A 25151-nucleotide genomic window follows, 5' to 3' on the forward strand; every position below is an offset into this window, starting at 1 on the left:
TATGATATGCACCATCCTTTGTGACCCGGAAGAAAACTATGCAGCTAGTGTATGCAAACCGGGCGCACAATATTTGTATGGCAGACCAGGTTACGGCAAATAGAGGTTTGGATCAACGGCCACATTATCTTTGTAGACAGTAAAGTGGAGATGATTTCCCGTCGCGCGGCCGGTCATGCCGACTTCCGCAATTTTGTCGCCCGCTTTGACAAATTGCCCAACCTTGACCATAATACCGCCTTCACGGATATGCCCATACAAGGTCGTAATATGAGAATCGTGTTTGATCATCACCGTGTTTCCAAAACCGTTCACATAACCAGCCACAATGACAATCCCATCTGCCGCTGCATGAATCGCTGTACCTCGTGGAGCTGCCATATCTAATCCATTATGCCCAGCTGAACGGCCCGTAAACGGATCTTTTCGCAATCCAAAGCCAGAAGAGATGCGATAATTGCCAGGCGGAATCGGATAGGCAAGCTTTCCGCCCTTATAGTTGCTAACCGATTGCAAGCGGGACAATTCCGCGACTTTAGCCGCACGCTCATTGGCGATCGCCAGCAGTTGCTGTTCTTCTTCCTCGGCAATTTCTTGCAGTTCCTCTTCCTGTTTCTCCAGCTGCGCCTTTACAACCATACTTTCTTTATACTGCTGATCGAGCTGGGCTTTCAAGTTTTCCGCCTCAGCGTACATTTTGGAATAGCTGGCCAGATGCTCGTCCACTTCTTTTTTCTTCTGGGCAATCGTCTCTTTATCCTTGATGTTGTCCTCCAAAATGCGAGTGTCCTGGTCGAGAATCAACCGCAAGGCATCCATCCGGGTGAGAAAATCGCCGAAATCGGAAGAGCCGAGCAAAACTTCCAAATAGGAAATCGACCCGCGTTCGTACATCGATTTGACGCGTGTCTTGAGCAGGTTTTCGCGCTTGTCCACCCGCTCTTGCGCTTCATCCAGCTGTTGCTGTGCTTCCACCGCTTTTTGCTCGGTTTCGTCAATCTGCTTTTCTAGCTTGTCCAACTTTTTTTGCGTTTCATCGCGGCGAAGATCGATCGCCATCAGCTGATCTTCCAAATCTTCTTTTTTCTGCTGCACGTTTTTGATTTGGCTTTTTACCGAACTTAGTTGCTGTTTTTGCGCTTTTTCTTTTTGCTTAATTTTGGCGATCTCTTGATTGATTTTCTCGATGGAGGCCGCATTGCTGGCCGCCAATCCTACCGTTGTCGGTTCGGCGGTTGCAACCAGCAGAGCGGTCGCGATTACGGATAATACGATTCGTTTTTTCATCTTTCTCCTCCCCAAACCGAAAAGATTAAACACGCAGGAAACGGCGAACCGAAACCAGACTCCCCCAGATTCCAATAAATGCGCCGATCAAAATTAACAAAAGCGCCACTTGGTTGGCAAGCGGAAACAGTGGCAACAGTTTAAACAAAGAAGCCGTAATGTAATTGTTCTGCACCGAATCGAGCAAATAGTAATAGCCGGCCAGCAGGATCGCGATCGGTATAACCGCACCCAACACGCCCATCAACAGCCCTTCGACAAAGAACGGCCAACGGATAAACCAGTTGGTCGCACCCACCAGCTTCATAATTTCGATTTCCCGCCGGCGTGCGACGATCGTCAATTTGATCGTATTGGCAATGAGAAACATGGCGGTAAAGCCGAGCGCCACGATAAAGACGATGCCAATGTTGCGAACCATGCGCGTCGTCGCGAACAGCTGCTCGACCGTGCCCTCTCCGTAATTGACATTTTCCACATGGTTGAACGCTTTGATTTGTTTGGCAACAGCCGGCGTATCTTCCGGTTTCGCCGTTTTTACGACAAACGAATCGGGCAGCGGATTCTCCTCTTCCAATCCGTCAAACAGGTACGCTTTTTCACCAAGGCTTTCCTTGAACTGCTTCAGACCTTGCTGCTTGTCAATAAACTGTACACTGCTGACATTCGGAATCGCTTTAATTTGTCCTTCAACTTGGGTCACGGCAGTTTTATCAGCAAGCACATCGAGAAATACGCGAATTTCCACTTGTTTCTCAATGGTTTGCGCCATGTAGTTGACGTTGAGGGCGAGAATTAAAAAGACTCCCAAAATCAACAGGGTAATCATCACCGCGCTGATCGAGGCAAAAGTCATCCAGCCGTTACGCCCCAAGTTCTTTACACCTTCACGAATATGGCGTCCCAGCGTTCTAATCTTCATAACCGTAGTCACCTCTCTGCTCATCGCGCACGATTTGACCGCCCTCGATCGCGATCACCCGTTTACGGATCGTGTTGACGATCTCCCGGTTATGGGTCGCCATCACAACGGTTGTGCCGCGCTGATTGATTTCCTCGAACAGTTTCATGATTTCCCACGACGTCTCGGGATCAAGGTTACCGGTCGGTTCATCCGCGATGATGATGCCTGGATTGTTGACCAATGCTCTGGCCAGGGCAACCCGTTGCTGTTCACCGCCGGACAGTTCGCCCGGCAGCATTTTTGCTTTATGTTTCAGCTTCACCAGCCCCAAAACGTCCATCACACGCGGTTTGATCAATTTCGTCGGGGCTTCAATGACTTCCATGGCAAATGCGACATTTTCAAAAACGGTCAAAGTCGGCAACAGTTTGAAATCTTGAAAGACGACGCCGATGCTACGGCGGACAATCGGTATTTGCCGTTCCTTGATGCGGCTCACATTGAATCCGCCAAGAAAAATTTGTCCTTTCGTCGGCTTTTCTTCCCGATACATCAATTTTATGAACGTAGACTTTCCCGCACCGCTCGGACCAACCACGTAGACAAATTCGCCTTTCTCAATGCGGATATTGATCCCTTTGAGCGCATTGGTTCCGTTCGGATAGGTTTTCCACACATCAAACATTTCGATCAAAAGATTCACATCCCAGCTACAATTATCGTGCAAAATTTGTTTAACCCTGAAGTTGTCATCAAAAAGAAAGGGCTTCCCCGTCATATTCTCTATATGTTCATTTGAACTTCCTGTGTAACCCATTAATCCCCGTTTACAAACCTTCATTGAACGGCGGCAGTCTTGTTGGACAGGTGACGATTATTCGACTGTTCATCCGTTTTGTCTCAAAAGAAAGACAAAATACGACCCAATACACTATCTCTTTCATTATAACATTGGATTGCCGCATTGTTATCCCCCAAATCTCTCATTTCTTGTCGATTCTCTCTTGTAGAGACGAAACTTGTCAAAGTTCCTGTATTTTTCAGCCGCTTCCCAGTTCTCTGCTTGCACTACAAATTGGAAGGATGAAGACAAATTGGGTTAAAATAAAGGGGAAGTACATTTTATACGGAGGTACATACGATGGAAAACTTTATTTACCATAATCCCACCGAATTAATTTTTGGTAAGGGCCAGATTGTTCACCTGAAAGACAAGGTAGACAAATACGGAAAAAATGTGCTGCTTGTATATGGCGGCGGCAGCATTAAAAAAACCGGCCTGTACGATAAAATACTTTCGCTGCTCGGCGAAAAAGGGGCGAAAGTCTCGGAGTTGTCCGGTGTCGAACCAAATCCGCGCTTGTCCACCGTGAATAAAGGAATTTCGCTGTGCAAGAGTGAGAAGATCGATTGGATTCTCGCGGTAGGCGGAGGCAGTGTGATCGATGCGGCCAAAGCCGTTGCCGTTGGCGCAGTCTACGAGGGAGATGTTTGGGATTTTTATACCCGCAAAGCCGTTCCGCAAAATGCGCTGCCATTGGGAACTGTCCTCACCTTGGCCGCAACCGGCTCGGAGATGAACAGAGGCAGCGTCATTACCAATTGGGAAACCCAGCAAAAGCATGGCGGCAGTACGACCTTCCCGTCTTTTTCCATTCTTGATCCGGAAAATACGTTTAGCGTGCCGAAGGACCAAACAATTTATGGCATTTGCGATATGATGTCACACGTATTTGAGCAATATTTTTCGCATACGCCAAATATTCCTTTGCAAACCCGCATTGCCGAATCGATTTTGTTGACTGTAATCGAAAATGCGGAAAAAGCGATCGAAAATCCTCACGATTACGACGCTCGCGCCAACCTGATGTACAGCGCGACGATGGCCCTGAACGGCACGCTTCCGGTTGGGGTGGTGACGGACTGGGCTACGCATTCGATTGAGCATGCCGTCAGTGCTGTTTATGATATTCCGCACGGCGGAGGGTTGGCGATCATTTTCCCGAACTGGATGAAATACGTTTACAAGGAAAATGTGGATCGTTTCAAACGCTTTGCCATTCAAGTCTGGGGAGTCGATCCGGCAGGAAAATCGGATGATGAAATCGCGCAGGAGGGCATCGCCAAAACTTCGGAATTCTTCAAGCGCATCGGCGCGCCTACCCGTTTGGCTGATTACAAAATCGGGGATGAAAAAATCGAGGAAATGGCACAAAAAGCCGTACCGTTTGGACCGATTGGCAATTTTAAAAAGCTCCAAGCGGAAGATGTCGCGGAGATTTTGCGGATGAGCTTGTAATCGCTAAGCCGCATACTAAGAGCAAAAAGGGGGTTATTCTCAAACAGTGGTAAACTGCTTGGGAATAACCCCGCTTTTCTTTCTTATGTCATCCAGCCGGCAGCTGTCGCCGGCGGACAATTCGCTCAGGCAGGTGATCCGACATCGATCAGCGATTCGATCATCACTTTCTGACTGTTTCGCTCAATCCACACCATCGTCTCTTCTGTCCACGTTTTCCCGGTCTCAATTTGTTTTGCAACCTGGCTGCAGGCTGTGCCGCCTTGGGCGCTGCGGGCGTTGACTACCGTCTCGACTGCCAGCGCCGTATACACATCTTCTTCGATCTTGTCGGAAAAGCTGCGGAATTCCTCCAGTGTCAAATCGAGCAAATACTTTTTATGCTCGATGCAGTAAAGGACGGCCCTTCCTACGATTTCATGCGCTTGCCGGAATGGGATATCCTTGCGCACGAGATAGTCTGCCAAATCGGTCGCATTGGAAAAATCGTTTGTCACCGCCTGGCGCATCCGCTCCCGTTTTACCTGCATCGTCTGGATCATCGGCGTCAACAGGCCTAAGGCGCCGTGCAAGGTCGTAACCGTATCAAACATGCCTTCCTTGTCTTCTTGCAGATCTTTGTTATAGGCAAGCGGCAGCCCTTTCAACACCGTTAACAAGCCGATCAGATTGCCGTAGACTCTGCCGGTTTTGCCACGAACCAGTTCGGCAACGTCAGGATTTTTCTTCTGCGGCATGATACTAGACCCGGTACAAAACGCATCGTCAAGTTCGATGAAAGAAAATTCTTGGCTGCTCCAGATGACCAATTCCTCACATAACCGCGAAAGATGGGCCATCAGCAACGAAGCGTTGGCCAAAAACTCCACAATGAAATCCCGATCGCTCACCGCATCCATGCTATTCACATAAATTCCGTCAAATTGCAGCAGATCGGCAACGAACTCCCGATCGATTGGAAAAGTTGTTCCTGCCAGCGCTCCCGCCCCCAACGGCAAGATATTGACCCGTTTCCAACTTTCCTGCATTCGTTCGATGTCCCGCTGCAGCATGGAGACATAGGCCATCAGATGATAGCCCAGCAACACCGGCTGCGCCCGCTGCAAGTGCGTATAGCCCGGCATCACCGTATCCAGATGCAACTGGGCTTGCTCCAGCAAAGCTTTTTGCAAATAGACGGTTAGCTGAATGATCTCCATCAATTTTTCGCGCAGATACAAATGCATATCCAGCGCAACCTGATCATTGCGGCTTCGGCCTGTATGCAGTTTGCCCCCGACCGGCCCGATTTCATCAATCAGCAGCTTCTCGATGTTCATATGTACATCTTCATGCGCAGTCGAAAATTGCACTTGCCCATTTTCGATTTTTTCTTTTACTTTTTTCAACCCGGCAATGATTTGCTTGACTTCATCCATAGGCAAAATGCTGCATTTGCCCAACATGGCCACATGGGCCAGGCTGCCGACAATATCTTGCCGCCACATGATCTGGTCAAACGAAATCGAGGCAGTGTATTCATCTACCAGTTGATTTGTCGGTTTGGTAAAGCGGCCTCCCCACAGCTTCATTGCTTGATCGCATCCTTTTCGTTGATCTTCAGCGCTGTTTTCTCTTTTGCCTGCAAGGCGCCTTCATTCACTTCCGCATAAACTTTCGTCGGCAATCCCCACAGCTTGATAAAGCCGAGCGCAGCCTGATGGTCAAACTGATCGCCTGCATTATAGGTAGCCAGTTCGTGGCTATACAGCGTGGAAGGCGATTTGCGGCCAACGACCGTCGCATTTCCTTTGAACAGTTTTACGCGGACGACACCGGTGACATTTTGCTGCGTTTCCTCAATGAATGCTTGCAACGCACTGCGGATCGGCGAATACCATAGCCCTTCGTAAATGACGTCCGCCATTTTTTGCTCAATGATCGGTTTAAAATGGGCCACTTCCCGCGGTTGGGTCAGGAATTCCAATTCGCGATGTGCTAAAATAAGTGTAGTGGCGGCAGGGGTTTCATACACTTCACGCGACTTGATTCCCACGAGCCGATTCTCCACATGATCGATCCGTCCCACCCCGTGTTTTCCCGCAATTTTGTTTAACTTCAAGATCAATTCGGACAGCAGCATTTCTTCCCCGTTCAGCGCGGTCGGGACGCCTTTCACAAAGGTGATTTCAATTTCTTCCGGTTGATCCGGCGCATTTTCAATCGAGTTGGTCAACTCGTACGCTTCTTCCGGCGGAGCCGCCCATGGGTCTTCCAATACACCGCATTCACAGCTTCTGCCCCACAAGTTTTGATCAATGCTAAACGGATTATCCAAATCAATCGGAATCGGAATATTATGTTTTTGAGCAAACTGGATTTCTTCATCGCGCGTCCAGCCCCATTCACGAACCGGCGCGACAATCTTCAAATTGGGGTTTAGCGCTGTGAACGAGACATCAAACCGCACCTGATCGTTGCCTTTCCCCGTGCAACCATGCGCAACAGCGACCGCTCCTTCTTTTTCGGCAATCTCCACCAGCACGCGGGAGATCAAATAACGAGACAAGGAAGAAACCAAGGGATACTTGCCTTCATACAAGGCGTTGGCTTTCAAGGCCGGCAAAACATAATCGTTGGCAAAAGCCTCCTTGGCATCAACAACGACCGATTTAATCGCCCCTACTTGCAAGGCTTTGTTTTGCACGAAATCGAGATCCTTGCCTTCCCCTACATCAAACGTAACCGCAATCACATCGTAATTGTATGTTTCTTGCAACCAGCGGATGGCCACCGATGTATCCAATCCTCCGGAATATGCCAAGACAATCTTCTCTTTTGCCATGTTTACCTCTCCCTGTTCTATAAAATCATCTGTGTTTAATTATACGTATTAATTTATAAAAATACAACAATAATTCGGTTTGCAACAAAAAAAGACACTCTTAGCTGAGTGCCTTCTCCAAAAACTCTTCCTTTTCCGTTTGTTCCCCTTGCCGTATGTATGCTTTCAATTTTTCCGGAGGCAATTCGCGAATATACTTGACAAACAACTTGGCAATCTCTTCGTCGAACTGGCTTCCATACCCCTCCTCGATGCGGCACAGCGCTTCCGCCACAGGCACCCCTTCCCGGTATGGCCGATTGGAGACCATCGCATCAAAAGCATCAGAGATGGCCAAAATTCTGGCCATCAGCGGGATATTTTCCCCTCTCAACCGATCGGGATACCCTCGCCCGTCGATGCGTTCATGGTGGGAACGAATCGCCGGCAGCAAATTCTGAAACACGCCTGCTTGCTTCAATATTTCATATCCAATCACCGTATGCTGCTTGATTCGATTGAATTCTTCCGGTGTTAATTTTCCATCCTTATTTAAAATTTCATCTTCAATTCCAATTTTCCCAATATCATGCAAAATCCCGCCGAAGTAAACCTCTTCGATCTTTTCCGGAGGCAGCTCAAGCAGGACAGCAATTTCTTTGGCCCAGTGAGCCACTCTCTGTGAATGGCCACTGGTATATTGATCCTTGGCATCAATGGACGCTGCCATTGCAGTTAAAAAGGAGCGATTCAACGCTTTGATTTCATCGACTTTGGCCTTCAAATTGTCCAGACCTTTAAAATATTGCCGTACCACCCCATTGAAGGCAGCAATTACGGCTATAATCGGAAGCAGAGCCAAGAGACCGTATCCTTCCACCAGCCGAACAGCGATGGCGCCGGTCAGCATGAGGATCAAGTAAATCAAGGTTGTCCCTTTGGCCAAGTTTTTAACCGTCGAAAACCAGGCTAACTTGAAATAATACGATATGCCAATTGCGCACAACACAATATTGACCAACCAGTAAACAACAGCCAGGATCATGTCAGAGATCATGCTGTTGACGTGGTACTCGATCAGTACCCGCTGCATAAAGTCGACCAGCCAAATCGTCAACAAGAGTTGGCCGGTATTTGCAAGCGCTTTGATCAGATGAAAACGAACCAGAAAAGCAATGATTAATGTTTCGATTAAGGCTGTCCATACCCCCACCCAAGCACCGTACAGCAAAATTCCCGTAAAAATCACCGCATTGTTCAGCGTAATCGTAGAATTAAGTGTTCTCATGGGCGCAAATGAAAAGATGAGTGTTAAAAGGGTATATGTAAAGAGGACCATCCAGTGCTCGCGCGTCTGCCAAGCAGCGGTTGCTTGAATCAAGATCAGCAATCCAGCGATCGTGAATCCAAACTGGACGATTATCCCCTTCAATTTTTGCGTATGTTCAGCCTTTAGCCGCATAATTTTTACCTTCCCGCAGATGTATTAAAGAAATCGGCTTGTTCATTAATCGCTGAATTAACAAAAAAGCACCTAACATGATAAACAAGTCGCCAATACTTATCACACGGGGTATAATCACAGGCATGTAGATAATATCAGTCAAAAACGGCAAATTTGTCGCTTCTGTCAATACGCTGTGTTTAAAATTCGTCCCGTTGATCACCGGCTCCAAATCATAAGGGAGCTTCTTTGCCTGTTCCAGATCGATTGGCATTCTTCCTTTATTGCTCCAAATCGCTAGAGCATTCAGAAACCAGCCCAATAAAAAAATGCGTATATCCTCATGCTGTTTGTTGAAGAAGAAGAACAGCAGGATGAACAAGTAGGAAAGAGAGATAAAAATCCCTGCTATTTCATGCCAGATGCCTGCACATACTTGAAGTATGATACTGATTGCCAGCAAATACAATCTGTAAAACTTGGGAATATCCTTGATCCTGCCTCCTCTGAGAAAGGCGATCAAAAACGAGATCGCTATAACGTCGAGTAACACGAAAAACCCCCCTCTTGTGGAAAAAACACCACTTATACAAGCGGTGTTTTTTCAGACTTGCAGCTTATCAACCAAAATGGTAGTTTGCCGAAGTAGCTGCTACGATTGCAGCAACCAAAAGCACAGCCATGAACAATTTCTTCATTTCATGTCCCTCCTTAATAGAATTTAAAGAGGAAGGTGGGTTCGCTATTTGCTCCGCACAGACCAAGCGACCATGTACAGTCTGTGTTTCTTCGCTTCTCCCTGGGCAACAGGAAGGTGATTTCGCTACTCACTCCATATAGGCCAAGCGATCAGTTACAGCCTATATTTCATAGTTCTTCCTAAGAGGAATTTTATACCAAAATCTCAATTTTCGGCAATATTCGAAATCTAGTAGTTTTGCTTCAATTATTGAGTAGGTATTTAGTCCTATTTAATATTTTACATTACCGCATTCATGACAGCTTTTTGGGCATGCAGCCTGTTTTCCGCCTGATCAAAGACGACCGAATGAATGCTGTCGATCACCTCAGCAGCTACCTCTTCTCCACGATGAGCCGGCAGGCAATGCATAAAAATATAATCCGGTGCGGCCAGTTTGACCAACGCTTCGTTGATTTGATAGCCGGCAAATGCTTGCAACCGGACTTCATTTTCCGCTTCATACCCCATACTCGTCCATACATCTGTATATATCACATCAGCATCGCTTGCCGCCAGCTGTGGATTATTGGTAACGAGCAAACTGCCTCCGCTTTTTTCCGCATATGATGCGGCCAACTCGGCAATGTCGGACGACAGTTCGTAGCCTTGCGGAGTGGCTATCCGCACATGCAATCCGAGCATCGCCGCCGCCAATATGAGCGAGTTGGCTACGTTGTTGCCATCGCCCACGTAGGCGAGTTTGATCCCTTGCAGTTTTCCTTTGTGCTCTTTGATCGTCAACAAATCGGCGAGCGCCTGGCAAGGATGGAATCGATCGGTCAAACCGTTGATAATCGGAATGGTCGCATGGCGCGCCAATTCCTCGACGTCTTCGTGCGCATGGGTCCGAATCATGATCGCATCGACATAACGGGAGAGAACTTTGGCGGTATCGCTGATCGGTTCGCCGCGGCCCAGCTGCAAGTCCTTGTCGCTGAGGAACAATCCCAGCCCGCCTAATTGGTAAATCCCTACCTCAAAGGAGACGCGGGTGCGGGTAGAAGACTTGGAAAAAATCATGCCCAATGTCTTGCCTTTTAACGGTTGATAGACTTGCCCGCTTTTCTGATTCTGTTTGAGCCGATTCGCCAGGTCAAGCAAATAGAGCAGCTCTTCCGGCTTGAATTCGTCGATCCGCAGCAGGTCCTTTCCCTTAAAGTTGGCTAACGATACGTTTTGATAAGGTGCCAATGTCTTCACAGGCTCCATCTTCGTCACTTCCTTTTCCCGTCATAGTCTCTACAAAGAACCGGAAAGTCTCCCACACCGTAAACAGCGGGATTCCTTTGCCAAGCGCGTGACTGCGCAGAGCAAACCCTGTCCGTTCCTGGCGGTTTCCCTTCGTCGCTGTAATCACAGCCAATGAGACCGGCTCCTCCTGCAAGACTTGCAAAAAGTCTTGTTCCGTTTCGATCTTGCGATATACCGCCAATTGATTTTCCTCCAGCCATCTGGCCGTACCGGAAGTAGCGGCAAAGCGAATCCCCCGGCCGCTCAATTCCCGGATGGTGGCCAAAGCCGCAACTTTGTCTTTTTGCGCCAGCGATAGCAAGCAAACGTCTTCCCTGGTAAGCGCCGCTTTGGCCTTTTGCTGAAAAGCAAACGCCTTGGCCGCCGCCTGCGTGAAGGAACGTCCCAACCCTAAAACTTCGCCGGTTGATTTCATTTCCGGTCCAAGCGCCGGGTCCACTTTTGGCAATTTGACCGTTGAAAAGACGGGGGCTTTCACGACGGCAAAGGGAATGTCCGGCAACAATCCGGTCCCATAGCCCATCTCGCGAAGTTTTTCGCCTAATTGTGCGCGAACCGCCAATTCCACCATTGGAATCCCGGTTACTTTGCTCGTGATCGGTACGGTTCGCGAAGCCCGCGGATTCACTTCCAGTACATATATTTGCTCTGGTCCGATCACAAATTGAATATTGATTAAGCCGACAGCCCCCAATTCCCTGGCAATACGCTCGGTGTATAAACGTAACGTCGCTTTTTGTTCCGCTGTCAACCCTGGCGCTGGGAACAATGCGATGCTGTCACCGGAGTGAATCCCCGCCTTTTCCACATGTTCGAAAATGCCGGGAATCAAGACGTCCTCGCCATCGCTGACCGCGTCCAACTCTACTTCTTGCCCCGCGATAAACCGGTCTACCAGCAAGGGAAAGAACTTTTCCGATTGCCCCGCATGCAGCCATGCTTCAACGGTTTTGCTCAACTCCGGCTGATCCCGGACAATTTCCATCCCTTGGCCGCCGATCACATAGGAAGGGCGAAGCAATACCGGATAGCCAATCTGTTCAGCCGTATGCAGCGCCTGTTCCAGCGAAGTGACCCCCGCGCCGGGAATATGCGGGATATCCAGCCGCCGCAGCAGCTCATAAAAAAGCTCGCGGTCCTCCACTCGATTGATCGCTTCCAGCGGCGTTCCGTAGATGGGCAACCCGGCCTTGCTCAACGATTCGGCCAAATTGATCGCCGTCTGTCCTCCGAACTGGACCATGACGCCTTCCACCTGCTCGCGGTCGGCAACGTTCAGCACATCTTCTACTGTCAACGGCTCGAAATAAAGATGATCAGCCGTCTCATAATCGGTACTCACCGTCTCCGGATTATTGTTGATGACTACAGCCGCTATCCCGCTTCTTTGCAGCGCCTTGGCCGCATGAACGGAGCAATAGTCAAACTCGATGCCCTGCCCAATCCTGATCGGACCGGAGCCCAGCACCAGCACTTTTTTCTTTCCGGTCAGCTCTGTTACCTCATCCATGCCTCTCCAGGCGGAATAATAATAAGGGGTTTTCGCGGCAAACTCGCCAGCGCACGTATCGACGATATTATAAACAGGAAGTATCCCCGCTTCCTTGCGCTTGTTCCGGACGGATTCCACGGGGACCTGCAGCAACTGTGCGAGCGTCTGATCAGCAAAACCGAGCTGTTTCGCTTCAGCAAGCTGCTGATTGCTAAGCTCTGACCACCCGCCATTGCGCAATTTCTGTTCACATGCCACAATTTTGCCGAAACTGCGCAAATAAAACGGATCAATACCGGTCAGTTCCACCAACTGCCGTTCGCCATAGCCCCTGCGGATCGCTTCAAACAAGGCAAACAAACGCTGATCCGTAGCATCACGCAGCAGTTGATCCAATTCCTTCGCAGACAGAGCAGCCAGCTCCGGGCGCTCCGGATGGACAACTCCCAGTTCCAGGGAGCGCACCGCTTTTAAAAAGGCAGTCTCCAAGTTGCGAGCAATAGCCATAACTTCGCCCGTCGCTTTCATTTGTGTGCCCAGCAAACGGTCTGCGCTTTTAAATTTGTCAAAAGGCCACCGCGGAATTTTGACCACGACGTAATCGAGCATTGGCTCAAAGCTGGCATATGTGTTGCCGGTGATCGGATTCAGCACTTCATCCAGATAATAGCCAAGGGCCAATTTCGCCGCGATTCTGGCAATAGGATAGCCGGTCGCCTTGGAGGCGAGCGCACTGGAACGGCTCACCCGCGGGTTTACTTCGATCAAATAGTACTGATCGGAGTGCGGGTCAAGCGCAAACTGAATATTGCAGCCGCCCACAACTCCCAATGCCCGAATGACTTTGGTGGAGACACTCCGCAGCATCTGATACTGCTGGTCGGTCAACGTTTGCGATGGAGCCACCACGATGCTGTCTCCCGTATGCACGCCGACCGGATCAATATTTTCCATATTGCAGACGATGATACAGGTGTCATTTTGATCACGCATCACTTCGTATTCGATCTCTTTCCAGCCTTTAATGCTTCGCTCCACCAAAATTTGCCCAATCGGGCTGGCTTCCAGTCCGGTGGTCGCTACCCGCTGCAATTGCATGGCATTTTCGGCAATGCCCCCGCCCGCGCCCCCAAGGGTAAAGGCCGGACGGACAATTACGGGGTAACCGATCCGTTCCGCAAAAGCCAACGCCGCTGCGACCGATTCTACCGTCTCACTTTCCGGTACAGGCTCATTGATTTGTTTCATGAGTTGTTTGAACAGTTCACGATCCTCTGCATTCTTGATCGTTTCCAACGGCGTTCCCAGCAAAGCGACCCCGTATTTTTCCAAAACCCCCGCCTCTGCCAAGGAAACCGCCAAATTAAGGCCGGTCTGACCGCCAAGGGTCGGCAACAATCCATCCGGCTTCTCTTGTTGAATAATTCGACTGACGGACTCCACCGTGAGCGGTTCCAGATATACTTTATCGGCTACCTGCTCATCTGTCATAATGGTGGCCGGATTGTTGTTGACCAAAATGACCTCGACGCCTTCTTCTCGCAGAGACAGACAAGCTTGGGCCCCGGAGTAGTCAAATTCGGCTGCCTGCCCGATCACGATCGGGCCCGAGCCTATCACCAGTACTTTTTTTATATGTTCCATCTTAGGCATAATGCTTCGCTCCCATGATTCGCATCATCTGCAAAAATTGATCAAAGATAAAAGAGGTATCGCTTGGGCCCGGGTGTGCCTCGGGATGAAACTGAACACTCATGATAGGAAGTTCCAGATGACGCAACCCTTCCACTGTCCCATCGTTTACATTGCGATACGTGACAGTTAACTGGCGCTTATCCAGCGTTTCCTCTTTCACGACATACCCATGATTTTGCGAGGTAATATATACTTTTCCGCTATTCAACTCTTTGACCGGATGATTGCTGCCGCGATGACCGTAGGCCAGGCGTCCGGTTTGCGCTCCATACATCAAAGCGATCATCTGATGACCAAGACAAATGCCCAACGTCGGAAACCGTTCCACCGCTTTTCGCCACTCTGAACAATAGTTGCGCAAATCAGCAGGGTCACCGGGCCCATTCGTCAAGACCAGCCCATCCGGTTGCAATGCTTCCAATTGGGCGAATGTTGTGTCAAAGGGGACAACAGTTACCCGACAGCCTCTGGCCAGCAGTGCATCAAGAATCGATTGTTTCATGCCCAGATCGAGGACAACCACATGCTCACCGTTACCGGAAAAACGCTCGGTTTGCGGCCGGGAAACGTTGGCGACCAACGACTTTTTGCGGTGCTTGGTGCGAAAGCCCGCTACCTGCTCGACGGTCAACGGACAATCGGCGATGACGCCAAATACGTCTCCTTCGGAACGAACCAACTTGGTGATGGTCCGTGTATCGACTCCGGCCAAAATCGGAAAAGAATAATGCTCAGCAATATCTGCCAGCGAATATTTGCCGCGATAGTGGCTCGGCTGCTCGCACAGTTCGCTGACGAGCATGCCCGCCAAAGCTGGACGCAGCGCTTCATTGTCAACATCATTGATCCCGTAGTTTCCAATCAGTGGGTAAGTAAAGGTAACGATTTGTCCGGCAAAAGATGGATCTGTCATGACCTCCTGGTATCCGGTCATTCCGGTCTGGAACACCACCTCTCCGAACCCCGCCATGGGAGCTCCATACAGTGTGCCAGTAAACACCTGTCCGTCCTCCAGTGTCAGATAACCCGGTCCATAAGACTTGTTATACAGATTCAACTCCCCATCTCCTCCCAATCGTAAGCATTGTTGCTCGGTTTATCCGTAAATTTATACATTACACTGTATTAATATACATTCAAGTCCATAAAAATGCAATTTGTTTTTTGCGCGGCAAGTCCGCCTCCAAGCGTTCAACGAACTCGCATAGCGGCTTCAGCCGTTCGCTCCTAAAATAACCTCCTCGAGTATCTCCGCCATTTGGTCGATCTCCGCTTTTGTGGTGATGAAGGATGGCAGCAACCGAATGACTTGCGGTCCCGCTTGCAGCAGCAATAGCCCTTTGTTGCGCGCTTCCGCCAAAATTGCATCAACCGGGACGGTCAGCTGAATTCCTAACATCAGTCCTTTGCCGCGGATCGCCGGCACCAAATCGGGCACAGCCGCTTGCAACGCTTGCAAACGCTCGATGATCAACTGATGCAGTTCCTTTACCTTGGCAATCGCATTTTCTTGTTCCATTGCTGTCAGTGTAGCCAATCCGGCTGTCACAGCCAACGGATTGCCGCCAAAGGTCGTTCCGTGCGTACCGGGGGAAAAGGCTTGCGCTACGGTTTCGCTAGCGGCAATCGCGCCAATGGGAAAACCGTTGCCCAACGCTTTGGCCATGGAGATGACGTCGGGCTTGATGCCGTACTGTTGATAACAAAACCAGCTGCCGGTGCGGCCAATTCCCGTCTGAATCTCATCAACCAACAGCAGTATCCCTTGCTGATCGCAAAGTTGCCGCAATTGTTTCACCCACTCCGGATCGGCCGGGTGAACGCCCCCTTCTCCCTGCACCAGTTCCAGCATAACCGCACAAGTTCTGTCCGAGAGCACCGAGCGCACCGCCTCGATATCATTGTAAGGAACGGTGATAAACCCTTCCGGCAAAGGCGCAAAGCCGTCTTTTACTTTTTCTTGTCCGGTTGCGGTTAATGTAGCGAGCGTTCGGCCATGGAATGATTGCTGAAAGGTAATGACTTCAAAGCGATTTTCCTGTTTCACTTTTTGCGCGTAGCGGCGGGCGATCTTGATCATCGCTTCGTTTGCCTCCGCCCCGCTGTTGCAAAAGAACACCCGGTCCAATCCCGACAGCTGAGCCAATTTCTCCGCCAGCTGCTCCTGTTGGGGAACATGGACCAGATTGGAACAATGCCAAAGCGTATCCAACTGTTGATGCAGTTGCCGAGTCACCGCATCGTGCACATGCCCCAGCGAGTTGACGCCGATGCCGGAAGTAAAGTCAAGATACTCCTTCCCGTCTTTGTCCCAAACTTTGTTGCCTTTTCCTTTCACCAAGTGAATCGGCCATCTTGAATAGTTATTCATCAAATGGGTAACAGCAGCTTCTGTTTTCATCTTTTCGCTCCTCCTGTAATCGGGGTTTCCGCGGTAATGGAGGTCCCCACTGGATTGCCTGCGGCAGCTGCCAGCAAATCCGCTGTGGTTCCCTGACAAATGACGACTTCCTTGACACCTTGCCCGAGCGCGGAACAAGCTGCCCTTACTTTGGGAATCATGCCGCCGTGGATTTCACCGGTGGATATCATTCGTTCGATCTCTATCGGATTCGTATGCGCCAATCGCTGTTTTTCGCCGTTGCGAACTTGCAGAATGCCTGGCACATCGGTAATCATCAGCAGCTTTTCCGCGCGAATTCGGGCCGCGATTGCGCCGGCGGCAGTGTCGGCATTAAGATTCAGCGCCTGGTCGGCCAATGCAGTTAATCCCAATGGCGCGATCACTGGTATATATCCGCCCGACAAAGCATGAAAAATCGGCTCCGGATTTACTTGCTCGATTTCACCAACCAGGCCGATCGGCTGCGCTGTTTGTCTGGCAACCAGCATCCTCCCATCCATACCGCTGATTCCCAGCGCCGAGGCACCAGCCGACAACAATGCTCGCACCAGTTGCTTGTTGATCGTTCCTGCCAATACCATTTCCACCACTTCTATCGTTTGCGCACAGGTAACGCGCAGCCCATCGGCAAACTGCGGTTCAATATTCAGCTGTTTCAACCGGGCGTTGATTGCCGGACCACCGCCATGGACAATGATCAGTTCCGCCCCTTTTGCTTGAATTTGGGCAATCGTCTGAAAAAACTCCGGAGGCAGCTGATCCATCGTACTCCCTCCGCATTTGATCACAATACGCGACTTCATGGCTCTTCCCCCTTTACGGAAAAACAGGCAATTGAGTCAGACCGGCCGTTTCGGCGAATCCAAACATCAAGTTCATATTTTGCACAGCTTGGCCAGCCGCTCCCTTCATCACATTGTCAATGACAGACAGGATAATCACCCGATCTGTGCGCGGGTCATGATGTACAGCGATGTCGCAGTAATTGGAACCATATACCTCTTTTGTGCGCGGATGGCTGCCTGGTTTGCGGACGCGGACAAACGGTTCCTGCTCATATGCCTTCTCGTACAACGCCTGCAATTGTTCGGCGTCAATCGAAGAGCGCAGCCGCCCGTATGCGGTCACAAGAATGCCGCGCGTCATCGGTATCAAATGGGGCGTAAACTGAATCAGCGCTTCCTCCCCGCTTATCTTGCTCAGCTCTTGTTCAATTTCCGGCGTATGCTGATGCTTGCCGACCTTGTAGGCTGAGACGCTCTCGTTTACTTCACTGAAATGCACGCCAAGCGAGACGGAGCGGCCGGCTCCTGACACTCCCGATTTCGCATCGATAATCCAACTGCGCATGTCCGCCAGCCCGGTCTCGGCCAAAGGCAGCAATCCCAGCAAGCTAGCGGTTGGATAACAGCCTGGATTTGCGATTAAGCGAGCGGATGCAATCTTCTGGCGATTCCATTCCGGCAAGCCGTAAACCGCTTCTTCCAGCAGCCCCCCCTCAGCCGGCTCTTTTTTGTACCACTGCTGATAAAGCTGCGCCGACTTGAGGCGAAGATCTCCTGACAAGTCAATTACACGGGTCCGGTTCACCAGTTGCGGCGTCAATTTGGCGCTAATTCCCGCAGGAGTGGCGAGAAAGATCAGATCGTTATCGTCTGCCATCTGCTGCGGATCAATCGCTTCCAGCGAGGGGAGCTGTACCTGGTGCAAATGAGGAAATACCCCTGCCAACGCCTCTCCTTCCGCAGAGCTTGAATACAAACGATGAACCGCCACATGCGGATGGTTTGCCAACAGTCTGATTAATTCCACCCCGCTGTATCCCGTTGCCCCTACGATGCCAACACGAATCATAAGTCACTCTCCATTGAATTTTTATACATAGATATTAATAAACATTCAAACAAATTACAATCTTTTTGTAAAGAAAAAGCGGAAAACGGCTGTCCGGACAAAAAAAGCAGCTGATCTCGCTTGAATTGCGAAATCAACTGCTTTTGTTTGAAACCGTTATTTTTTGTCCGCCAGCCAGGAAGCGATCGTTTGCGCATCGTCACCTGAAACGAGACCGCCGGGCATTGCCCCTTTACCATTTTGCAAAATCCCCAAAATGTCATCTTTGCTGTACCTTGATCCGACTTGTTGCAAGTTAGGCCCGACTGCCCCCTCAAGGTTTTGCCCGTGGCAACTGGAACAATTGTTTTTAAACAAAGCCTCCGCCTGGGCTGCGTCATAATTGCCTCCCCCAGCCGGCGCTGTGGAGGGCGGTGTTGTTGCATTGCCGTTTCCGGCTGGCGCATTCGCATTGTTGTTGTTATTTGCGGGAGGTTGGGTTTGCTGTCCACCTTGGCCGCAAGCACTTAACAGGATAACCATGGCGCCGGCCACCAGATAGAGCGGAAAACGCTTCATGCTGTTTCCTCCTTAAAGGTGATTGGTTTCTCCGTTAAGTATCCCTCAACACGCCCAGTTTATTCCCCTTGGCCGCACCCGTCTATCCGTTAGCGAGCGGCAGCTCCAACGGGCTCCACTCCCGCAACTCCAGCGTTCGCGCGCCTTCCTTGACCACCGGATCGGCTTCGGCCAACGCCTGCGCTTCCGCCATGCTGTCTGCCTTGTAAATTACCATGCCGCCCTGTTTGTCGGTAAACGGACCAGCCATGACGACCTTCCCCGCTCGAAACAGCTGATCCACATACTCCAGATGGGCCGGTCGTACTTTTGCATTCAACTCTTGATCAATGATTGTCAACAGCGCAGCATACAGCATGCAGCTTGCTCCCTTCCCGAAACGCTCTATTTGTCTTCGTTGATTTGCGAACGTAAATAGGCATCGATGAACACGTCAATTTCTCCGTCCATCACCGCTTGCACATTCCCTACTTCCACATTGGTCCGGTGATCTTTGACCAAACTATACGGATGGAACACATAGGAACGGATCTGGCTGCCCCAGGCGATATCTTTTTGCTCACCCTGGATGGCTGCCAGCGTTTTCTCCTGTTCTTCCCGTTTTCGTTCAAACAGGCGAGCGGTCAACATTTTCATTGCCCGCTCCCGGTTTTTGATCTGGGACCGCTCTGTTTGGCATGTGACGACAATCCCGGTCGGCAAGTGGGTAATCCGAACCGCGGAATCCGTCGTGTTAATATGCTGGCCACCGGCGCCGCTGGAGCGATACGTGTCAATCTTCAAGTCTTCCGTGCGAATGTCCACCTGGGTATCATCATCGATTTCCGGCAGGACGTTGCAGGAGACAAACGAGGTGTGACGGCGACCGGATGCGTCAAACGGGGAGATGCGGACAAGTCTGTGCACCCCTTTTTCCGACTTCAAATAACCGTAGGCATTATGGCCCTTGATTAACAATGTAACGCTTTTGATCCCCGCTTCATCTCCCGGCAGGTAGTCGAGCGTTTCCACCTTGAAGCCTTTCGCTTCTGCCCAGCGGTTATACATTCTCAACAGCATGGACGCCCAGTCCTGCGATTCTGTACCGCCGGCTCCGGGGTGAAGCTCCAGGATGGCATTATTTTTGTCGTACTGATCGCTTAACAGCAATTCCAGTTCAAAGCTTTCAAATTCCTTTTTCAATGCTTGCGCACCTTCGTAAAGATCAGGGATGAGCGAGGCATCTTCCTCCTCGATCGCCAAATCAAGCATGATCTGCAAATCTTCGTAGGCCTGATCCAACTTTTTCATCGTGTCTACCGATGACTTCAACGCGTTCAGCTCGCTGATCGTTCGCTGCGCCGCTTCATTGTCATCCCAGAAATCAGGGGCGAGCATGCGTTCTTCCAATTCGCCAATTCGTTCCTGCTTGACAGGTAAGTCAAAGAGACCCCCTAATATCTGCTAAACGCTTAGCCATGCTGGACATCTCTTGCTTGACATCCGCAAAGTCAATTAAAGCCATGAAAAAACCACCTTTTTCGATAGTGTTTGCTATTTAATCATTGTAGCTTATTTTCACTCGAGCGCAAGCCATCAACATCAGGCGAAAAGCGGGCAAAAAGACAAAACACCCGCTCTTCCGTATGCGGAGGACAGGTGTTTGCCAAGGAATTGCCTCATTAGCTGTTTTTCTTTTGCTGCCGCTTTTTCTCTTGATTTTGTGCCCGCCGTTGCGCCCGATTTTTCGGATCGGCGTCACCGGAGGTTGAGCTGACCGGGCGTTCCGATGGTCCCGAGGTATTTACCGCCGGAGTCCCATCACCTTGTCCTTTGATGACTTCCTGACGCTCCAGGTTTTGGCTGATTTCCGCCTTCATGATATACATCGCCACTTCTTCTTCAATGTTGGCGATCATGTTCTGGAACATTTCAAAGCCTTCAAACTGGTATTCACGCAACGGATCGGTTTGGCCATAAGCACGCAAATGAATCCCTTGACGCAGTTGTTCCATCGCATCGATATGATCCATCCATTTGCTGTCGACGGAACGAAGCACGACCACTTTCTCAAATTCGCGCATATTATGCCCGAATTCCTCTTCACGTTGTTGATACTGCCGTTCCACTTCCGCTTTGAGCAATTCAACAATCTCTTCGGCTTCCTTGCCCTTCAGCGCCGACAGTTGAATTTCCTCACGCAGATAGGTGTTGTTGGCGATGTCGACCAATCCTTGCAGATCCCATTCTTCCGGTACTTCTTCTTTCGGACAGAAGGAAGCGACATTTCGCTCGATCACGCTGAAAATCATATTGATTACAACATCGCGCAAGTTTTCCTCTTCCAGCACATGGCGACGCTGTTTGTAGATGACTTCCCGCTGCTGATTCATCACGTCGTCATACTGCAGCACGACTTTACGAGCATCAAAGTTGCTGCCTTCCACCCGTTTTTGCGCAGATTCGACAGCGCGCGAGACAAGGCGGCTTTCAATCGGCATATCCTCTTCCATGCCCAAACGATCCATCATGTTCATGATATTTTCTGCACCAAAGCGACGCATCAATTCATCCTGCAGCGACAGGAAAAATTGCGATGACCCGGGGTCCCCTTGACGGCCGGCACGTCCGCGCAGCTGATTGTCAATCCGGCGGCTCTCATGCCGTTCCGTCCCTAAAATATGCAGACCGCCCAGTTCTGCCACGCCTTCTCCAAGTTGAATGTCGGTACCGCGTCCCGCCATGTTGGTGGCAATCGTCACGGCGCCATACTGACCGGCGCGTGCAACAATTTCCGCTTCCCGTTCGTGATGTTTGGCGTTCAGCACATTGTGGGGCACGCCTTTTTGTTTGAGCATCTGGGACAGCCGCTCGGAGTTTTCGATGGAGATCGTCCCTACCAAGACCGGTTGCCCTTTTTTATGACGTTCGACGATATCCTGGACAACAGCGCGATATTTGGCCGCCTCGGTTTTATAGATCAAGTCCGGCAAGTCTTGACGAATAACCGGGCGATTGGTTGGGATCACCACTACGTCCAATCCGTAAATTTTCTTGAATTCTTCTTCTTCCGTTTTCGCCGTACCTGTCATCCCGGCCAGCTTTTTGTACATCCGGAAATAGTTTTGCAGGGTGATCGTTGCCAGCGTCATACTCTCGCTTTGCACCTTCAACCCTTCTTTTGCTTCAATCGCCTGATGAAGCCCGTCACTGTAACGACGCCCCACCATCAACCGGCCGGTAAATTCATCGACGATGATAACTTCGCCGTTTTGCACAACATAATCGACGTCTTTCTTGAACAGCACCTGCGCCTTCAGAGCAGACGTAATATGGTGGTTCAAGGTCAAATGAGCCGTATCGTACAGGTTGTCAATGTTGAATGCTTTTTCAACCTTTGACACCCCTTCATCTGTCAGCGAAACGATTTTCAGTTTTTCATCGATGGTATAATCGGTTTCCGCTTCCAGCCGTTTCACGAAATGGGCGCAGATGTAGTAAAGCTCGGTAGAACGATTGGCGGAACCGGAAATAATCAAAGGCGTCCGGGCTTCGTCAATCAAAATGCTGTCCACTTCGTCAATGATCGCAAAATAAAGCGGGCGCTGTACCATCTGCTCTTTGTAGAGCACCATGTTGTCGCGCAAGTAGTCAAACCCAAACTCGTTATTCGTCCCGTACGTGATATCACATTGATACGCAGCACGTTTTTCCTCGGCGGACAAGCCATGCTTGTTCAGACCAACGGTCAGCCCCAAAAAATTGTATAACTCACCCATGATTTTGGAGTCACGTTCGGCCAGGTATTCGTTAACTGTGACGACATGCACGCCTTTCCCCTGCAGTGCATTCAGATAGGTGGCCAAAGTGGCAACAAGGGTTTTCCCTTCCCCTGTTTTCATTTCAGCGATGCGTCCTTCCTGAAGAACCATCCCGCCGATCAACTGAACATCAAAATGGCGCATGCCCAGTACACGTTTGGAGGATTCACGCACCACGGCAAACGCTTCGTTCAAAATATCATCCAGCTTGGCTCCTTGCGCCAAACGTTCTTTAAATTCTGCAGTCTTTTGCTTTAGCTGTTCATCGGTCAAAGCGGCAATTTCCGGCTCAAGCGCATTGATTTTCTCTACCCGCTTGAACATTTTTTTAACTTCTCGTTCGTTACTATCACCAAATATTTTTTTTACAATCCCTAACATTGGGACACCCCTTCCACAGTTCCCCTGGGGGAATACCATCTGGCTATCAATGCAGTATATCTAAAAACCTATTTTAGCAAAAGACTATTGACAAACACAAGCAAAGGGAGCCGCCTTATCGACAACTCCCCGTAAAAATTATTTCCCAAGACAGGATCACTCTGGCTCAATTAATCCATATCTGCCATCATTTCTACGATATACCACGTTTACTTGGTTCGTTTCGCTATTCTGATAGACAAAAAAGTTATGTCCCAGCATATCCATTTGCAGCACCGCTTCTTCCGCATCCATCGGTTTCAGATTGAAGCGTTTGATGCGAACGATGTCGATTTCCACATCCTCATCCTGATCGATCACGGTGACAGGTTCAGCGTCGCGAATCGCTACCTTGTTGCCGGCAGCCATCCGCATTTTGCGGCTGAGCTTTGTTTTGTGTTTCCGAATTTGACGCTCCAGTTTTTCCACGACCAAATCAATTGCGGCGTACATGTCAGAATCTGTCGCCTCCGCTCGCATCAATACGTTGGGCAGCGGAATTGTTACCTCAATTGTTCCTTCTCCCCGCAGGACACGCAGTGTTACCTGAACCTCTGTCGGGACCGGATTGTCAAAATATCGGTCTAGACGGCCAACTTTCTTCTCAACGTAATCTCGAAGTGCTTCGGTAATCTGAATGTTCTCCCCACGAATGTTCAATTTCATGGTTTCAAACCTCCTTCCCGTCTATGCCTATAATTATTCTCTGCTCCTCTGAATAATCCTGCCAACCGTTTTACAAAAACTTAATACATAACGAAAACTCGACAAATTTTTACATCTCTGCTAGATTAAAATGGAGGGGTGTAATTAAATGGAAACGGTTTCGATTGAGTATTCTCTTGCTGGCAAAATATTAGCCGAGGATGTCCATAATAATTTCGGCCTGCTGCTGCTTCCGTCAGGAACGCTGCTGGATGACGCAAACATTACTTTGCTGTTGACGCACAAGGTTGAACGCGTTTCCATTTTGCGAACAAAAGAATACTCTGCTGAGAGATATTCCTCTGTCTTTTCACAGCATGCCATCGAAAAAAATTATGGAGAAGCAGGCAAACAATACGTACACGCTTTGCAGCAAACAAAAGAACTATTTCAGCAATTCTCGCAGGGACCCGTCCCATCGCTGATCGAGCTGATTAAATACTTTTATCCGCTGATGGACAATGTTTTGGAAAAAGTCGGCTTTTTGCATCTCCTTCATGAAATTGAAGGCGCTGATGATTATACATACCGGCATTCTGTCAATGTCGGGCTTTTGGCCGCGCTGATCGCAAAATTGCTAAAATTTCCGCAGGAAGAAGTGATTTTGATCGGACAAACCGGTCTGTTGCACGATGTCGGCAAAATGCTGGTGCCAAGCGAGATCTTGTTAAAAGCAGGCAAGTTGACCGATGACGAATTTGAGATTATGAAGCAGCATACGACGTGGGGTGTTCACTTGCTGCGAGCCTCCGGGATAACGGACGAGACCATTTTGTCCGGCACTTTGCTTCATCACGAACGTTTGGACGGTTCCGGCTACCCGGAAGGACGCAAGGAGCCCGATATTCCTTATTACGTGCAAATTCTCAGTGTAGCCGATGTTTTTGATGCATTGAGTGCCGACCGCGTTTACAGAAAACGGCTGTCTCCGTTTGAAGCGGCCAAAACGGTTTCTCAACTCACCTTTCAAGGTCAGTTGAATCCAGAGATTGTCACCCCGTTCATCCACTACATTCTCCAATTTTATATTGGCGCGGAAGCGATCTTGAGCAACGGAGAACAAGCGGAAGTCGTGATGATCCACAAAGACGAGCCGCTGCGCCCTTTGGTACGGATCGGCGAAGAATACGTCGACTTGCGGATAGAGCGCTCGCTGATCATTGAACAGTTGACCCGCTCGTAAACAAAAAAACCCTTATTGCCGAAAACGATACCTCGGCAATAAGGGTCCATGCACATTCAGCTATAGGAAAGCGCTTCCGCTTACAGCTTGACCACGTTTGCTGCTTGCGGGCCGCGATCGCCGTCAACGATGTCAAATTCCACGGATTGACCTTCTTCTAACGTTTTAAATCCATCTGTCTGAATAGCGGAAAAATGAACAAATACATCCCCACCGTCTTCCCTTTCGATAAAACCGTAACCTTTTTCTGCATTAAACCATTTTACTTTACCCTGCATGCGAAAATACATTCCTTTCTTTTTGCAAACTG

21 protein-coding genes are annotated in these 25151 nt (G+C 49.7%); 2 read left to right on the top strand and 19 right to left on the bottom strand.

Annotation, left to right across the window (positions count from 1 at the left end; translation table 11 throughout):
• Positions 1-90: 90 nt before the first annotated feature.
• From JOD01_RS15205 to ftsE, 3 genes are read right to left on the bottom strand one after another with little or no spacing between them, the layout of a single operon-like run.
• The gene (locus tag JOD01_RS15205) at positions 91-1287 is read right to left on the bottom strand and encodes a murein hydrolase activator EnvC family protein (protein WP_204519165.1); all 1197 of its coding nucleotides are present in this window, start codon (positions 1285-1287) and stop codon (positions 91-93) included.
• Positions 1288-1312: 25 nt separating this feature from the next.
• Positions 1313-2209 (bottom strand): permease-like cell division protein FtsX, encoded by an 897-nt coding sequence (gene ftsX, locus JOD01_RS15210; protein WP_204519166.1) that lies wholly within the window; start codon positions 2207-2209, stop codon positions 1313-1315.
• On the bottom strand, positions 2199-2885 hold the full coding sequence (gene ftsE, locus JOD01_RS15215) for a cell division ATP-binding protein FtsE (protein ID WP_204519167.1): 687 nt from the start codon (positions 2883-2885) through the stop codon (positions 2199-2201). Before ftsE ends, ftsX begins: the two co-directional genes overlap by 11 nt.
• 447 nt (positions 2886-3332) lie before the next feature.
• Between ftsE and JOD01_RS15220 the strand changes: the two genes are divergently transcribed.
• Entirely contained in the window at positions 3333-4490 is a 1158-nt protein-coding gene (locus JOD01_RS15220; RefSeq protein WP_204519168.1) for an iron-containing alcohol dehydrogenase, read from the top strand.
• 125 nt (positions 4491-4615) lie between these two features.
• On the opposite strand, the gene argH is transcribed toward JOD01_RS15220, so the two are convergent.
• From argH to hpf, 15 genes are all read right to left on the bottom strand, one after another.
• Positions 4616-6061 (bottom strand): argininosuccinate lyase, encoded by a 1446-nt coding sequence (argH, locus tag JOD01_RS15225; RefSeq protein ID WP_204519169.1) that lies wholly within the window; start codon positions 6059-6061, stop codon positions 4616-4618.
• A complete protein-coding gene (locus JOD01_RS15230; RefSeq protein WP_204519170.1) occupies positions 6058-7314 on the bottom strand; it encodes an argininosuccinate synthase in 1257 nt (418 codons plus the stop codon). The genes argH and JOD01_RS15230 overlap by 4 nt, the downstream gene beginning before the upstream one ends.
• 100 nt (positions 7315-7414) lie before the next feature.
• The gene (locus JOD01_RS15235; protein ID WP_204519171.1) at positions 7415-8755 is read right to left on the bottom strand and encodes an HD-GYP domain-containing protein; all 1341 of its coding nucleotides are present in this window, start codon (positions 8753-8755) and stop codon (positions 7415-7417) included.
• Complete coding sequence (locus JOD01_RS15240) at positions 8739-9290, bottom strand: DUF5317 family protein (RefSeq protein ID WP_204519172.1); 552 nt, start codon at positions 9288-9290, stop codon at positions 8739-8741. Before JOD01_RS15240 ends, JOD01_RS15235 begins: the two co-directional genes overlap by 17 nt.
• 426 nt (positions 9291-9716) lie before the next feature.
• Entirely contained in the window at positions 9717-10688 is a 972-nt protein-coding gene (gene argF / locus JOD01_RS15245) for an ornithine carbamoyltransferase (protein ID WP_204519173.1), read from the bottom strand.
• The gene (locus tag JOD01_RS15250) at positions 10633-13875 is read right to left on the bottom strand and encodes a carbamoyl phosphate synthase large subunit (protein ID WP_204519174.1); all 3243 of its coding nucleotides are present in this window, start codon (positions 13873-13875) and stop codon (positions 10633-10635) included. Before JOD01_RS15250 ends, argF begins: the two co-directional genes overlap by 56 nt.
• Positions 13868-14974, bottom strand: a complete 1107-nt coding sequence (locus JOD01_RS15255; protein ID WP_204519175.1) for a carbamoyl phosphate synthase small subunit — start codon at positions 14972-14974, stop codon at positions 13868-13870. Before JOD01_RS15255 ends, JOD01_RS15250 begins: the two co-directional genes overlap by 8 nt.
• A 156-nt stretch (positions 14975-15130) precedes the next feature.
• On the bottom strand, positions 15131-16318 hold the full coding sequence (locus tag JOD01_RS15260) for an aspartate aminotransferase family protein (RefSeq protein ID WP_204519176.1): 1188 nt from the start codon (positions 16316-16318) through the stop codon (positions 15131-15133).
• Positions 16315-17124 (bottom strand): acetylglutamate kinase, encoded by an 810-nt coding sequence (gene argB / locus JOD01_RS15265; RefSeq protein WP_204519177.1) that lies wholly within the window; start codon positions 17122-17124, stop codon positions 16315-16317. Before argB ends, JOD01_RS15260 begins: the two co-directional genes overlap by 4 nt.
• Before the next feature lie 13 nt (positions 17125-17137).
• A complete protein-coding gene (argC, locus tag JOD01_RS15270) occupies positions 17138-18175 on the bottom strand; it encodes an N-acetyl-gamma-glutamyl-phosphate reductase (protein ID WP_204519178.1) in 1038 nt (345 codons plus the stop codon).
• 156 nt (positions 18176-18331) lie between these two features.
• A complete protein-coding gene (gene cccB, locus JOD01_RS15275; RefSeq protein WP_204519179.1) occupies positions 18332-18733 on the bottom strand; it encodes a cytochrome c551 in 402 nt (133 codons plus the stop codon).
• Between the two features lie 82 nt (positions 18734-18815).
• Positions 18816-19091, bottom strand: coding sequence for a YciI family protein (locus JOD01_RS15280; protein ID WP_204519180.1), 276 nt, complete (start codon positions 19089-19091; stop codon positions 18816-18818).
• Positions 19092-19117: 26 nt separating this feature from the next.
• Positions 19118-20237, bottom strand: a protein-coding gene (gene prfB, locus JOD01_RS15285) for a peptide chain release factor 2 (protein ID WP_204519181.1) whose coding sequence is annotated in 2 segments (ribosomal slippage) — positions 19118-20155 and positions 20157-20237 — 1119 coding nt in all. Because the reading frame shifts where the segments join, the coding sequence is not laid out codon by codon here.
• Positions 20238-20394: 157 nt separating this feature from the next.
• Positions 20395-22914, bottom strand: a complete 2520-nt coding sequence (secA2, locus tag JOD01_RS15290; RefSeq protein ID WP_204519182.1) for an accessory Sec system translocase SecA2 — start codon at positions 22912-22914, stop codon at positions 20395-20397.
• A 156-nt stretch (positions 22915-23070) separates the two neighbouring features.
• Positions 23071-23619 carry a ribosome hibernation-promoting factor, HPF/YfiA family gene (gene hpf, locus JOD01_RS15295; RefSeq protein ID WP_204519183.1) on the bottom strand — a complete coding sequence of 183 codons (549 nt, stop codon included), beginning with the start codon at positions 23617-23619 and terminating at the stop codon, positions 23071-23073.
• 148 nt (positions 23620-23767) lie between these two features.
• Between hpf and JOD01_RS15300 the strand changes: the two genes are divergently transcribed.
• On the top strand, positions 23768-24841 hold the full coding sequence (locus tag JOD01_RS15300) for an HD-GYP domain-containing protein (RefSeq protein ID WP_204519184.1): 1074 nt from the start codon (positions 23768-23770) through the stop codon (positions 24839-24841).
• 80 nt (positions 24842-24921) lie between these two features.
• Here the strand turns inward: JOD01_RS15300 and JOD01_RS15305 are convergent, their stop codons facing one another.
• The gene (locus JOD01_RS15305) at positions 24922-25119 is read right to left on the bottom strand and encodes a cold shock domain-containing protein (RefSeq protein ID WP_204519185.1); all 198 of its coding nucleotides are present in this window, start codon (positions 25117-25119) and stop codon (positions 24922-24924) included.
• Between the last annotated feature and the right edge of the window lie 32 nt (positions 25120-25151).

The sequence above is a fragment of the Brevibacillus fulvus genome, assembly GCF_016908525.1.
Lineage (GTDB): Bacteria > Bacillota > Bacilli > Brevibacillales > Brevibacillaceae > Brevibacillus_G > Brevibacillus_G fulvus.

What these genes read in the sequence shown, in the direction of transcription:
- JOD01_RS15205 (WP_204519165.1), bottom strand. Translation starts at nt 1,287, where the DNA reads ATGAAAAAACGAATCGTATTATCCGTAATCGCGACCGCTCTGCTGGTT.
- ftsX (WP_204519166.1), bottom strand. Translation starts at nt 2,209, where the DNA reads ATGAAGATTAGAACGCTGGGACGCCATATTCGTGAAGGTGTAAAGAAC.
- JOD01_RS15220 (WP_204519168.1), top strand. Translation starts at nt 3,333, where the DNA reads ATGGAAAACTTTATTTACCATAATCCCACCGAATTAATTTTTGGTAAG.
- argH (WP_204519169.1), bottom strand. Translation starts at nt 6,061, where the DNA reads ATGAAGCTGTGGGGAGGCCGCTTTACCAAACCGACAAATCAACTGGTA.
- JOD01_RS15230 (WP_204519170.1), bottom strand. Translation starts at nt 7,314, where the DNA reads ATGGCAAAAGAGAAGATTGTCTTGGCATATTCCGGAGGATTGGATACA.
- JOD01_RS15235 (WP_204519171.1), bottom strand. Translation starts at nt 8,755, where the DNA reads ATGCGGCTAAAGGCTGAACATACGCAAAAATTGAAGGGGATAATCGTC.
- argF (WP_204519173.1), bottom strand. Translation starts at nt 10,688, where the DNA reads ATGGAGCCTGTGAAGACATTGGCACCTTATCAAAACGTATCGTTAGCC.
- JOD01_RS15250 (WP_204519174.1), bottom strand. Translation starts at nt 13,875, where the DNA reads ATGCCTAAGATGGAACATATAAAAAAAGTACTGGTGATAGGCTCGGGC.
- JOD01_RS15260 (WP_204519176.1), bottom strand. Translation starts at nt 16,318, where the DNA reads ATGAAAACAGAAGCTGCTGTTACCCATTTGATGAATAACTATTCAAGA.
- argB (WP_204519177.1), bottom strand. Translation starts at nt 17,124, where the DNA reads ATGAAGTCGCGTATTGTGATCAAATGCGGAGGGAGTACGATGGATCAG.
- argC (WP_204519178.1), bottom strand. Translation starts at nt 18,175, where the DNA reads ATGATTCGTGTTGGCATCGTAGGGGCAACGGGATACAGCGGGGTGGAA.
- cccB (WP_204519179.1), bottom strand. Translation starts at nt 18,733, where the DNA reads ATGAAGCGTTTTCCGCTCTATCTGGTGGCCGGCGCCATGGTTATCCTG.
- JOD01_RS15280 (WP_204519180.1), bottom strand. Translation starts at nt 19,091, where the DNA reads ATGCTGTATGCTGCGCTGTTGACAATCATTGATCAAGAGTTGAATGCA.
- secA2 (WP_204519182.1), bottom strand. Translation starts at nt 22,914, where the DNA reads ATGTTAGGGATTGTAAAAAAAATATTTGGTGATAGTAACGAACGAGAA.
- hpf (WP_204519183.1), bottom strand. Translation starts at nt 23,619, where the DNA reads ATGAAATTGAACATTCGTGGGGAGAACATTCAGATTACCGAAGCACTT.
- JOD01_RS15300 (WP_204519184.1), top strand. Translation starts at nt 23,768, where the DNA reads ATGGAAACGGTTTCGATTGAGTATTCTCTTGCTGGCAAAATATTAGCC.
- JOD01_RS15305 (WP_204519185.1), bottom strand. Translation starts at nt 25,119, where the DNA reads ATGCAGGGTAAAGTAAAATGGTTTAATGCAGAAAAAGGTTACGGTTTT.